The 11,664-nt window shown below is 36.5% G+C and carries 12 protein-coding genes, 4 tRNA genes and 1 pseudogene; 13 read left to right on the top strand and 4 right to left on the bottom strand.

Annotated features, from left to right (window positions below):
- Window positions 1-778 (bottom strand): annotated as a pseudogene (locus tag AC1DDX_RS17795) (hypothetical protein); the annotation flags it as partial.
- A 222-nt stretch (window positions 779-1,000) separates the two neighbouring features.
- Window positions 1,001-2,752, bottom strand: a complete 1,752-nt coding sequence (locus AC1DDX_RS17790; RefSeq protein WP_172661236.1) for a lysophospholipid acyltransferase family protein — start codon at window positions 2,750-2,752, stop codon at window positions 1,001-1,003.
- Window positions 2,753-2,885: 133 nt separating this feature from the next.
- Between AC1DDX_RS17790 and AC1DDX_RS17785 the strand changes: the two genes are divergently transcribed.
- The 4 genes from AC1DDX_RS17785 to AC1DDX_RS17770 all read left to right on the top strand — a co-directional run bounded on the left by AC1DDX_RS17785 (window position 2,886) and on the right by AC1DDX_RS17770 (window position 5,268).
- Window positions 2,886-3,365 carry a ComEA family DNA-binding protein gene (locus AC1DDX_RS17785; protein WP_477622347.1) on the top strand — a complete coding sequence of 160 codons (480 nt, stop codon included), beginning with the start codon at window positions 2,886-2,888 and terminating at the stop codon, window positions 3,363-3,365.
- 5 nt (window positions 3,366-3,370) lie between these two features.
- Window positions 3,371-3,754, top strand: a complete 384-nt coding sequence (locus tag AC1DDX_RS17780) for a ComEA family DNA-binding protein (RefSeq protein WP_477622346.1) — start codon at window positions 3,371-3,373, stop codon at window positions 3,752-3,754.
- Between the two features lie 2 nt (window positions 3,755-3,756).
- Window positions 3,757-4,284, top strand: a complete 528-nt coding sequence (locus AC1DDX_RS17775; RefSeq protein WP_172661233.1) for an adenine phosphoribosyltransferase — start codon at window positions 3,757-3,759, stop codon at window positions 4,282-4,284.
- Window positions 4,285-4,530: 246 nt separating this feature from the next.
- Complete coding sequence (locus AC1DDX_RS17770; protein WP_172661232.1) at window positions 4,531-5,268, top strand: LuxR C-terminal-related transcriptional regulator; 738 nt, start codon at window positions 4,531-4,533, stop codon at window positions 5,266-5,268.
- Here the strand turns inward: AC1DDX_RS17770 and AC1DDX_RS17765 are convergent, their stop codons facing one another.
- Window positions 5,269-6,318, bottom strand: a complete 1,050-nt coding sequence (locus tag AC1DDX_RS17765; protein ID WP_172661231.1) for a DUF2238 domain-containing protein — start codon at window positions 6,316-6,318, stop codon at window positions 5,269-5,271.
- A gap of 198 nt (window positions 6,319-6,516) precedes the next feature.
- On the opposite strand from AC1DDX_RS17765, the gene AC1DDX_RS17760 reads away from it, so the two are divergent.
- Window positions 6,517-7,689, top strand: a complete 1,173-nt coding sequence (locus tag AC1DDX_RS17760) for an acyl-CoA dehydrogenase family protein (protein ID WP_172661230.1) — start codon at window positions 6,517-6,519, stop codon at window positions 7,687-7,689.
- 101 nt (window positions 7,690-7,790) lie between these two features.
- On the opposite strand, the gene AC1DDX_RS17755 is transcribed toward AC1DDX_RS17760, so the two are convergent.
- Entirely contained in the window at window positions 7,791-8,162 is a 372-nt protein-coding gene (locus AC1DDX_RS17755; RefSeq protein ID WP_048907304.1) for a hypothetical protein, read from the bottom strand.
- A gap of 154 nt (window positions 8,163-8,316) precedes the next feature.
- Here AC1DDX_RS17755 and rpsU point away from each other — a divergent pair, with 154 nt between their 5' ends.
- The 8 genes from rpsU to tuf all read left to right on the top strand — a co-directional run.
- Window positions 8,317-8,511: a 30S ribosomal protein S21 gene (gene rpsU, locus AC1DDX_RS17750; RefSeq protein WP_008243148.1), complete on the top strand. Its 195-nt coding sequence runs from the start codon at window positions 8,317-8,319 to the stop codon at window positions 8,509-8,511.
- 128 nt (window positions 8,512-8,639) lie between these two features.
- Window positions 8,640-9,524, top strand: coding sequence for a tyrosine-type recombinase/integrase (locus tag AC1DDX_RS17745; RefSeq protein WP_172661229.1), 885 nt, complete (start codon window positions 8,640-8,642; stop codon window positions 9,522-9,524).
- Window positions 9,525-9,540: 16 nt separating this feature from the next.
- The gene (hpf, locus tag AC1DDX_RS17740; protein ID WP_048907302.1) at window positions 9,541-9,888 is read left to right on the top strand and encodes a ribosome hibernation-promoting factor, HPF/YfiA family; all 348 of its coding nucleotides are present in this window, start codon (window positions 9,541-9,543) and stop codon (window positions 9,886-9,888) included.
- A 209-nt stretch (window positions 9,889-10,097) separates the two neighbouring features.
- A tRNA-Thr gene (locus AC1DDX_RS17735) sits at window positions 10,098-10,170 on the top strand.
- Between the two features lie 8 nt (window positions 10,171-10,178).
- A tRNA-Tyr gene (locus tag AC1DDX_RS17730) sits at window positions 10,179-10,261 on the top strand.
- Window positions 10,262-10,271: 10 nt separating this feature from the next.
- Window positions 10,272-10,344, top strand: a tRNA-Gly gene (locus tag AC1DDX_RS17725).
- A gap of 86 nt (window positions 10,345-10,430) precedes the next feature.
- Window positions 10,431-10,502: transfer RNA gene (locus tag AC1DDX_RS17720), tRNA-Thr, on the top strand.
- Between the two features lie 124 nt (window positions 10,503-10,626).
- Window positions 10,627-11,664, top strand: a 1,038-nt coding sequence (gene tuf, locus AC1DDX_RS17715; RefSeq protein ID WP_477622345.1) for an elongation factor Tu, incomplete at its 3' end; no start/stop codon positions are given.

Here is an 11,664-nt window from a genome sequence, read left to right as displayed (position 1 = left end):
GAATTAAGGAACCATAAGTTTCTTTGCTAAGGGGGATATTAAAATACGATTCAAAGTCAACCACCGGGTAGTTGGCAAAAATAATTTCTACATCAGGATTTAGCTTAATGTTGAAATGATAGGTTTTATGTTTATAGCTGAACTGAATCTGTTTTTCATAATAGTCTTCAGGCTTAAAATCAGGCATTCTGGTTACTTTGTAAGAAAAGGCCTCTTTAGCTTCAGGGATGCTGATCATATCGTGAGGAGGTACCTTATTTAAATCTGCATATGCATAATCATGATGGTTTAAGCACATGTATTTTTTGTTTTTGAACATGACGAAAGGTATATCAGAAATATCCTCATCATTAAAAACATAGAATATGATCCGGTTATCTGCAATGGTAAGTCTGGCGTCGTATCCCGATTTACCTAAAAGAAACCATTTGTAAAAAGTATAGCGCTCATAGTTATCTTTTTTAGGGCTAATCTGCTGAGCTGTTTTTCTGATTAGTTGATAATAAAGCCAATCGTTTAGCTGGTGTTTCCCCTTGTAATCAGTAAGCGTTTTTATTATTGATGAGTACTTGCCGGCATTTACTTTGTTGTAGCTCGATTTAATGTATTGTTCTGAAAGGTCTGTGGGGGCATTTACAATTATAGATGAATCGACTTCAAGGTTGAAGGTGTCATTGTAAAACTCAAAACTAATATTGTAGCTATTATTCTGACTGTACGCAAGTTGCGTAACCAGTAGTAAAATTAGTGTACCGAATATTTTTAGCAAACGGCCCATGACTCTGTGGATTAATTAATATTATGGTAACATTAAATATACACAGAATTAACAGTAGTTGCATATTAAGTTTTCGGCTTTAAAAAATTATATAGTAATCAATAGTTAACAAGCACTTAACATCACGCCAGTACTTTTGTGGCATAAATATTTGGTTAGTATTTATATACGTTTAGGTTTAGTTGATACAAAAAGCCCCGATGGATGTCAGGGCTTTTGTTATTAAAAATTCTTACCAATCTTCTCTAGCATTTCAGGTGGGATATTTTGCATATCCACTACTAAAAAGCCATCAAGACAATCAGAAAATTTAGGATCAATATTGAAACAAATGATTTTGGCATTAAGATTCATATACTGCCTAAGTAATACAGGTATCTTAATGTGAGAGTTCTCAATGTCAGATATTAAGCTGTCAAGGTCTTTTAAGGAATCACTGCTTTCAATTAACAGATCCTTATCAATCGCAGAAAGATCTGCTTTAAATTTATTTTTAGGCTTTACATAATGCGCCAGCTCATAATCAAAGTGGTTCTTTGTAATATAGTCTACAATTAAAGACTTGGAGAACTTTGAGAAATTATTGCTGATACTTACCGGGCCAAACATGTAGCGATAGTGAGGATTATCCAGAAGGTATTTTAAAATACCTTTCCATAACAAGAAAAGAGGAAGTGGTTTCTGCTGATATTCTTTTCGGATCCACGATCTGCCCAATTCAATTCCACGTCTTAAGATCGGATAAAAAGGCTCTTTGATTTTGAAGAGTTCTGATAGATAGAACCCACGTCTGCCCATGGTATTTAAAATCTCATCTCCCTTACCGATACGATAAGCACCTACGATATTTTGCAGGTCTTTATCCCAGATGAAAAGATGGTTGTAATAAATATCGTAGTTGTCGAGATCAATCTTTTTATTTGTTCCTTCTCCAACTTCTCTAAAGGTTATTTCCCTTAAACGGCCAATTTCCCTTAAAATATTTGGAATGGCTACCGTAGGGGCAATATATACTTCGTAGTTCTTTTCTTGCCATACCCTGAAGTTTTCGAGCTGATCAACTTCTTCTACAATTTTATTCCTATCCGTTTCAACAATAACTTCTTCTGGCTTTTTCTTTATTTTAAACAGATTGATTGGGTTGAACAATTTCTTTTCTTGTTCTAAACCGGTTCCAAGGGCATAGGTACGTGCCCTAAGAAAATCAAGTAGTTTATTGGTGTTATTTCTGTAAGAAACATCTTCTATATTAATAGGCTTACCAATTCTTACTTTTATTTTTAAACCTTGTTTGTTTAAAAATTCTGAAGGTAATTTAGCTGTTCTTAACGTAGGATGGATAAAGCTAAGGATATTGAATAAAACCCCGTTGTTGCCATGGAAATAGATTGGTACTACAGGTAATTTAGCCCTGGCAATTAATTTACCTACTACCGGGTGCCATATCCTATCTGTAATTTCCTGCTTATCTAAACTAAAGGTTGAAACCTCACCTGCGGGAAATATTCCTATTGGTGTACCGCTTTGAAGGAGGTCGAAAGTAGCTTTTAAGCCACTTATGCTTGAGGTGTGCTGAACGTTTTCAAAAGGATTTACTGCTACAAAGAACTCACTTAGATTGGGAATCTTTTTAAGTATAAAATTAACCATCACCTTTGCCTCGGGCCTTACGGTACAAAGTAATTTTACAAGTGCAAGACCTTCGACACCGCCATATGGGTGATTTGCTATTGCAATAAAACCTCCGGTTTTGGGTATGTTTTTAAGGTCGTCTTCATCAAAATCGATACTAACGCCTATGGTTTCTAAAATCTTATCGACAAATTCTAAACCACTAAAATGCTCATTCTGCGAAAAAACTTTGTTGATGTCATTAAGTTTCATCATCTCCATGAGTAAAGCAGCAAGTCCGGGTACGCCCAGTTTATCTATTTTAGTAGCTTTTGCAAACTCTTGGGTAGTTATGATCTTCATTTAAATTCCAGTTTGTGAAACATTATCCAACCTCAAAAGTAAGATTTATATTTTTAATCGTTGGCGACATACTAAAATATAATACTAATCCTATTATGGTTGTTATTTATAATATTCTGCTATAGATTAGGCAATGAGAAAATGGTTGAATGCTTATTTTGATTTTAGTAAACAGGAATTTAATGGTCTTTTAGTTCTAATAGTGCTTATAGTATTAATTAGTGCTACTCCTTATTTATACAGCTTTGTGACGCCAGAACCGGATAATTCAGTAGCCGAACAATTAGCCATTAAAAGGTTAGTGCTACCGGTTAATAAGTCTTCCGTTTTTAACAGTAGAAAATTAAAGTACAATGTTAAAAAAGAACATCATTATTCTTTGTTCGTGTTTGATCCGAATACTATAAATGTTGATGATTGGCAAAGACTGGGCCTGTCTTTTAAGCAATCTGCAGCTATTTTAAAATATTTAGAGAAAGGAGGGAAGTTTAGAAATGTAGAAGATCTGAAGAAAATGTATACGATTACTGAGAAAATGTACGAAAGGTTATCTCCTTATGTACGAATTGAGGATAAGTATGCTGGAAATAAGTTTCCAGAGCGCGCAAAATAATAGAAATGAATGGGGCAGATAGTGCAGCCCTTATTGAGATAAAAGGAATTGGGCCGGCTTTTGCCAGGAGGATAATAAAATACAGGGAACGTATTGGAGGCTTTTATAAAAAGGAGCAGCTGCTTGAAGTATTTGGACTGGACTCAGTAAAATATGAGGAGATCAGGAATCAGGTTTCTGTGGATGATCAAAAATTGAAAAGAATTAACGTTAATGCTACAAGGTTAGAGGATTTTAAAGGACATCCATATATAAGGTATAAACAGGTAAATGCTATTATTGAATATAGAAAACAACACGGAAATTATAGTAATATTGCTGACTTAAATAAGGTTGCTATTTTAGACCCGGAAACGGTTGAGCGTTTGGCGCCTTACCTTACTTTTTAGTCATGATAGAATCAAGAATAAAACAAACTGTACGCGATGTACAAGACTTTCCAAAACCAGGAATCATTTTTAAAGATATAACTCCGATACTAAAGGATCCGGGCTTGTGCATGGATATTACAGCCGCGTTGGCTAAACAACTTTCGAATGTGGCCATTGATGTGGTTGCAGGTATAGAGAGCCGGGGCTTTTTGTTTGGCCCATCTTTGGCTCAGCTGTTAAATGTGCCTTTTATCCCTATTAGAAAGGCAGGGAAGTTGCCTTACAAAACGATGCAGGAATCATATGATCTGGAATATGGCAGTGCAACCATAGAGTGTCATCAGGATGCATTGCTTAAAGGACAAAGGGTTTTAATTCATGATGATCTACTGGCCACGGGGGGAACGGTTGTAGCGGCATCAAAACTTGTGATGCAAATGGAAGCAACGGTAGCCGCTTATTCTTTTATTATATCGTTGGATTTTTTAAATGGCAGGAAGAGATTGACCCCTTATGGAAGTGAGGTTTTTTCTTTAGCCTCTTACTAGTTCTCTTAAACGATTAAATTGCTGGCTTGATATAAACATAAGATCAGTAGAGAAATTGCAATTAATTTTAAAATTAGAATAGAAAAGCGAGGGGTAAGACTAGGCATAATTTTGCAGCTTTTTTTTGTATGCTGAAATGAGAGGTATTTTTTTTAAACTTGTTGCAAAATTAGCAGTGCTTTTAATTGAAATCAACTGAGTAAATACGCAGGTTTTAATGAAAGGATTTCTCAAAATTGATATAAAATGAAATCAAAAGGGAATTTTGGAGACTATTCAAGGAACTTTATTACAGATGTTCCTGCCGACTTAGAGAGCGAACAAGCATTGTTCTTTGAACAAACTATCCCCAGGTTTGCTGAAGAAGCCATTTATATCTATTCATTTAAAGAGAACAGAATGATTTTTGCCAGCGGATGGGAAGAGGTGGTTGGTTATAAAGATGATGAAATAAATATGCTGGCAATAGTAAATATGTCGGCCCCTGAATTTGCTCCCTTCTCACATGACCTTAATGATAAGGCCCTCAAATTTATTCATAACAAGTCAAAAGACCTGGAGAAGTATAGCTTTACTATAGAGCTTAAAAAGATACATAAAAACGGTCAGGAAGTTCCTATCTCTGCAAGGGTAGGTGTTTTTAGTTCTGAGAATGGTAAAATCGAATCTATTATCGGTCGTTTTCAAATTAACAGGAGTCTTATTTTTGGAAAAATAATGAGATATGCGGCTTATGGCCCTGATAAGGAAAAATTTGAAGAGGAATTAAACAAGATATTGTTTTACCATCTGGCTATATCCAATAAAGAGAAGGAGGCACTTTCGCTTGTGGCAAAAGGCTATTCCTTCAAAGAAATTGCCCATGAATTGGGTGTTTCGCACTCAGCAATTGAAAAAAGGATAATTCCACTGTACAAGCGCTTTGATGTTAAAAGTTTAACACACCTGGTAAGCTTTGCGTATGACAATAACATACTTCCTTAATTAAACTGCATCGAGGTTTACGGTTGTAATATTTGATTTCTCTACACCTATATTTTCTAATAATGTTTCCCAGCGTTCTTCAGCGTGCCTGTCTGGGTCATCATTACCCATAACCCAGATAATACTTTTTTCTTTGATAGCTTTTTTATTTAATTCGCCACAGTTTAAATTATTAAGTATCGTGTAGAATTGTTTTGCGCTTAAAATATCGTCTTGTACATTTCCGCCAGGATTAATATCGTCAATAACTAATAAAGAAGAGTTTCTCCACGACCAAGCCCCAGGCTTTGTAATCGGCGGGTTATCTTCATTCTCGAAAAATAAACAGAGTAGTTTTACGGCAGTAATGTAGCTGCAACTGTTATTTTTAATAGATGACTCCGTTGCAATTCCGACTGATAGCATTGTTTTGCCACTGCCTCTGGAGCCAAATAGCAACATATGTTTTCCTGGTTCATTGTGCTTGAGGAAGTCTAAAATCAATGCTTTGTTGTCTTCTTTTATTCGTTGGTTCCATTGACTTAGTCGTAACTGAAAAGGATAATCGGCATTTTGGATAAACATTTTTGTGGTGTACCAATAGTAGAAGGGGTAAATAACCAATAATACTAACACAATAAGACCAATTAACATACCTTTGTGAAACTCACAGATGAGACTTGCAGCAAGTGCACCCATTCCAAAATAAACCAGATCTGTTAAAGTATCGAACGCAACATTTGTCCATGCTGGCTGAAATGTGTATTTGCCTGTTCCAAGAGCCTTACGTATTGATTCTGTTTTAAACAATAACGGCCATAGGAAATTAAAAAGTTCAAACAAAATCCAGCCAGCCCAAACACCAAATGCCGCCCACAATTCAGGCTGAGACATATTTGTCTTTGCTTTAAGTACATTATAAAGCAGTATTGTTGGAATAAAACCTAAAGAAAAGTGACCAAACTGGTTTGCCAGCCAGGAGTAAGTAAGCGTTACTCCTCTGTAAGAATCTTTGCCTATAAGGTCGTTCTTTAATTGAGCGACAAGAGCTTTTACGGTAATGGACTTCATGAGATGCTTTATTTAGATAGTTCTAAGGGGGTAAAGCTAAAAAAAAATAAAAAAAGTTTTTAGCGTATTTGACTTACTTAAAATAAGGAGGTAAGGTTAATGAACTAAATACCATTTCGTTCTATTATTCTGCAAATTTAAACTTGTGTTTCTGTTGTTTTATTTGTTTATAATTGTCGGGATTCAATCGATAAAATTATGTTAGAAACAATGGATAATTCTGTAGGCTATAACTTTAGCATCTCAGAAAATCAGGAAATGATAAGAAAGGTGGTACATGATTTTGCGGAGAAGAATATTCGTCCAAATGTAATGGAGTGGGATGAAGTGCAGCATTTTCCGATAGATGTTTTTAAAAAACTTGGCGAATTAGGTTTGATGGGAGTTCTTGTTCCTGAGGTTTATGGTGGATCTGGTTTGGGCTATCAGGAATATGTAGATGTGATTGTAGGGGTATCTAAAGTTTGCGGTTCAATAGGTCTTTCTTTAGCGGCTCATAATTCTTTATGTACTGGTCATATCCTGGCTTTTGCTAATGAGGAACAAAAAATGAGATGGTTGCCTAAATTAGCAACAGCAGAATGGATAGGAGCATGGGGCTTAACCGAAGCAAATACAGGATCTGATGCTTTGGGGATGATGACRGTTGCTACACTGGATGGAGATGAATATGTTATTAATGGCTCTAAAAACTGGATTACTCATGGTAAGACCGGAGATATTGCAGTTGTTATGGCCAGAACAGGTGAAAAAGGAGATTCTAATGGGGTTTCGGCTTTTGTTGTTGAAAGAGGAACGCCAGGGTTTGCAGCAGGCAAGAAGGAGAATAAATTAGGTATGAGAGCATCGGAGACAACTGAAATGATATTTGACAATTGCCGTGTTCCAAAAGAAAATCTTTTAGGGAATATAGGCGGAGGCTTTAAGCAGGCAATGAAAGTTTTAGATGGTGGACGAATCTCTATTGCAGCGCTGGCACTAGGTATTGCAAAAGGTGCTTATGAGGCAGCTGTTGCTTATGCTAAACAACGACATCAATTCGGGCAACCCATAGCAAGTTTTCAGGGCATTAGCTTTAAGCTGGCAGACATGGCTACTGAGATTGAGGCTGCGGAGCTGTTGATTAGACAGGCTGCCGATTTAAAGAATCGTGGTTTACCTATGACCAAAGAATCTGCTATGGCTAAATATTTTGCTTCGGAAGTTGCTGTAAGAACGGCAACAGAGGCAGTGCAGATTTTTGGAGGCTATGGTTATACAAAGGATTTTCCAGTAGAAAAATTCTATAGAGACAGTAAATTGTGTACTATTGGAGAAGGAACTTCAGAAATTCAGAAAATAGTTATTGCAAGAGAAGTTTTAAAACATTAGATTAGTGTAACAAAATAAAAGAGAATATTCTAACCAAATATAAAACCAATTAATCCGGCATATTTAAATATGCCGGATTTTTGTTTTTAAAGAGCTTACTTCTATTTTATGGATATGATACGGTCGACTACATAAGGGCTGTAACCTCTCCAGGGAAGTGTGCTGACATATTCCTTATAGTGTAATTCAAATGTTTTTCCACTGTTCATCATCATTTTTTCGGCGATGGCTTTGTCATCAACAGAGAACTCAAATTCATTTGATTGTATGGTGCCGGTTTGTTTGGATCGGAGCCCTGTTTGGATCAGTTTGCCTTCGTAGGTTTTAAATACATAACCTTTTCTTACAACATAGTTCAGCTCGCCAGCTTTAACGCCATCGCCAAACACAAAATAATAACGGTAATAAATGAATCCTGACAGGATAACAATTATTATAGCAAGAGTAATAAACAGCGGCTTTTTAGATTTCATGATAGATTTGTTTTTATATTAAAAATAAGTATAAAAAGTGTACCACGTATTTTCAAATCCAATATTATTAATAAATTAAACATAGTGTTTTGATTATCAAATGAAATACCTATCTTTGCAGTCCTAAAAACAACGAGAGGAGGTATTTTACGTTATGATCATTATTAATATTAAAGACGGTGAATCACTAGATAAAGCGTTAAAACGTTTCAAAAAGAAATTTGAAAAAACAGGAGTGTTAAGAGAATTACGTAGCCGCCAAGCTTACGAGAAAAAATCTGTAGCACGTCGTACATTAGTGAAACACGCTATTTATAAGCAAAATATGCAACTAGAAGGAACAATATAGTTCTTGTAGTTTAACATAATAATATTAAAAGCCATCAATTGTTTGATGGCTTTTTTTGTTCAAATAAAAAGGAATTGTTAAGATAATGTTTTGTATATTCACTCTATCGAGCAATACAAATAGTTTCTATGACTGTTGAACAATTTCTAACATATCTCCAGCACGAGAAGCGATATTCTCCACACACAGTCCAGTCCTACAGAACCGACCTGATTCAGTTTAGAGATTTTATGCTCCAAACATTTGAACTGTCACTTAATGAGGTGGCCTATATCCATGTAAGGAATTATATGGTTTGGCTGATGGAGGAAGGTGTTACCGAGAATTCTATAGGAAGGAAGCTATCTACCCTGCGCAGTTTTTATAAATACCTTGTTCGCGAGCAAATAGTTCAATCGAGCCCTATGGCTCTCGTAAAAGCTCCTAAAGCCCCTAAGCGCCTTCCTGTATTTGTGGACGACCAAAAGCTGGATCTGCTTCTTGATTCTGAAGAGTTTTTTGATGGAAGCTTTTCATCAGTAAGAGACCGGTTAGTTATCGAAGCATTATTTGGAACCGGTATGCGGCTTGCAGAATTGCTGACCTTGAAGGAATCTGACATTAACTTTTACGACTCAAATATCAGGGTTTTGGGAAAAAGAAATAAAGAGCGGATAGTTCCGATAAGCAAACCACTTGAGGATCAGCTAAGAACCTACATTGAATTAAAAACATTACAAAAATTTGATAACAAAACGGAAGGCTTATTCGTTACAGATAAAGGAGCGGATGCATATCCTAAATTAATATACCGAATAGTTCAGCGTTATTTAAGTTTCATTTCAACGCAGGATAAGAAGAGTCCACACGTGTTGCGCCATTCTTACGCCACCAGTTTGTTGAATAGGGGGGCAGACTTAAATGCAATAAAAGAATTGTTGGGGCATGCAAGCCTGGCCGCTACTCAGGTTTATACCCACAATTCAGTAGAAAGATTAAAATCAATATATAAACAAGCCCATCCAAAGGCATAAAAAAGAGGAGGAAAATATGAAAATTACAGTTCAATCGATCCATTTCAATGCAGACCAGAAGTTATTAGATTTCATTCAAAAGAAAGTAGATAAGCTAGATCAGTTTTTTGATCAGATTATCAGTGGCGAAGTTTATTTAAAATTAGAGAATGTAGATGATGAAGCCAATAAAATAAGTGAGATTAAATTGATCGTACCGGGCGGAACAATGTTCGCAAAGGAACAGTGTAAATCATTTGAAGAGGCCACAGATTTAGCAATTGAGTCGTTAAGGAAGCAAATTACCAAACATAAAGACAAGACGAGAATAAAATTAAGTGAACATAAGGCAATTTTAAACGCGAATGAAGTATCTGATTATTAGGTACATATTTTAGCGATATTTTAATATTGAATTGGCGGAGTAAGTTTCGCCAATTTTTTTTTGAAATAAATTTTGCGTCTATCATAAATTCTTGTAGATTTGCATTCCATTTCAGAGAGGGCGTTACCTCAACAACTAAAATGGAATGTTCTATGAAAGATTAATATTATAAGATTTGTTGCTTCGTTTGTAAGCAGCACATGATATAAGCCTCCTTAGCTCAGCTGGTAGAGCAACTGACTTGTAATCAGTAGGTCATTGGTTCGATCCCGATAGGAGGCTCTTTTTTTGGGGGGATACCAGAGTGGCCAAATGGGACAGACTGTAACTCTGTTGTCGCAAGACTTCGAAGGTTCGAATCCTTCTCCCCCCACAATAAAGAAGCGGAAGTAGCTCAGTTGGTAGAGCGATAGCCTTCCAAGCTATAGGTCGCGAGTTCGAACCTCGTCTTCCGCTCTTAAATGGAAAAAGGTGGGCAGTCGGCAGGGATTGTGAAAATTGATTCTAAAAGGAATTAAATAATAAGCTGCTAGAGATTAAAAGCCGAAGTAGCTCAGCGGTAGAGCACTTCCTTGGTAAGGAAGAGGTCGTGGGTTCAAGTCCCATCTTTGGCTCAAAAAAATAAAAATAGGCTTTGTTGAATCTGTTTAAACGCAGGGTGAACAAGGTTTTTTGTATTGAATTGTATCAAAACAATAAATAAATAAAAAGTTATAACCTACTAATAAGTATAAAAACATGGCAAAAGAAAAGTTTGACCGCAGCAAGCCGCACTTAAACATCGGCACAATCGGTCACGTTGACCACGGTAAAACAACCTTAACAGCAGCTATCACTAAAGTGTTATCTGATGCTGGTTTATCTGAGGCGCGTTCATTTGATTCAATTGACTCAGCTCCTGAGGAAAAAGAAAGAGGTATCACCATTAATACAGCACACGTTGAGTATTCAACTGCTAACCGTCACTATGCACACGTTGACTGTCCAGGTCACGCGGATTATGTGAAAAACATGGTTACTGGTGCTGCACAAATGGATGGAGCTATCATTGTTGTAGCTGCTACAGATGGTCCGATGCCACAAACTCGTGAGCACATTCTATTGGCTCGTCAGGTAGGTGTTCCTTCGTTGGTAGTATTCATGAATAAAGTGGATATGGTTGACGATCCTGAGTTATTAGAATTAGTAGAAATGGAAGTTCGTGAATTGTTATCATTCTATGAATTCCCTGGTGATGATATTCCTGTTATTCAAGGTTCAGCTCTTGGTGGTTTGAACGGAGATCCGAAATGGGTAGCTAAAATCATGGAATTAATGGATGCTGTTGATAGCTACATTCCAATTCCTCCACGTTTAACTGATCTTCCATTCTTAATGCCTGTTGAGGACGTATTCTCGATCACTGGTCGTGGTACTGTTGCGACTGGTCGTATTGAGCGTGGTGTAATCAACTCTGGAGATCCAGTTGAGATCTTGGGTATGGGTGCAGAAAATCTTAAATCAACTGTAACAGGTGTTGAGATGTTCCGTAAGATCCTTGATTATGGTGAAGCAGGTGATAACGTAGGTTTATTGTTACGTGGTATTGAGAAAACTGATATCCGTCGTGGTATGGTTATCTGCAAACCAGGTTCAGTAACTCCTCACACAGATTTCAAAGCTGAGATCTATGTGTTATCAAAAGCAGAAGGTGGACGTCACACTCCATTCTTTAACAAATACCGTCCACAATTCTATTTCCGTACTACAGACGTTACTGGTGAGATTACACTAGCT

The organism is Pedobacter sp. 10L46_2, from assembly GCF_056395165.1.
The sequence above is the reverse complement of the archived record's forward strand: the minus strand, read 5'-3'. Positions and strand labels throughout refer to the sequence as shown.

Coding starts and splice junctions, on each gene's coding strand:
- AC1DDX_RS17790 (WP_172661236.1), bottom strand. CDS start 2,752: ATGAAGATCATAACTACCCAAGAGTTTGCAAAAGCTACTAAAATAGAT.
- AC1DDX_RS17785 (WP_477622347.1), top strand. CDS start 2,886: ATGAGAAAATGGTTGAATGCTTATTTTGATTTTAGTAAACAGGAATTT.
- AC1DDX_RS17780 (WP_477622346.1), top strand. CDS start 3,371: ATGAATGGGGCAGATAGTGCAGCCCTTATTGAGATAAAAGGAATTGGG.
- AC1DDX_RS17775 (WP_172661233.1), top strand. CDS start 3,757: ATGATAGAATCAAGAATAAAACAAACTGTACGCGATGTACAAGACTTT.
- AC1DDX_RS17770 (WP_172661232.1), top strand. CDS start 4,531: ATGAAATCAAAAGGGAATTTTGGAGACTATTCAAGGAACTTTATTACA.
- AC1DDX_RS17765 (WP_172661231.1), bottom strand. CDS start 6,318: ATGAAGTCCATTACCGTAAAAGCTCTTGTCGCTCAATTAAAGAACGAC.
- AC1DDX_RS17755 (WP_048907304.1), bottom strand. CDS start 8,162: ATGAAATCTAAAAAGCCGCTGTTTATTACTCTTGCTATAATAATTGTT.
- rpsU (WP_008243148.1), top strand. CDS start 8,317: ATGATCATTATTAATATTAAAGACGGTGAATCACTAGATAAAGCGTTA.
- AC1DDX_RS17745 (WP_172661229.1), top strand. CDS start 8,640: ATGACTGTTGAACAATTTCTAACATATCTCCAGCACGAGAAGCGATAT.
- hpf (WP_048907302.1), top strand. CDS start 9,541: ATGAAAATTACAGTTCAATCGATCCATTTCAATGCAGACCAGAAGTTA.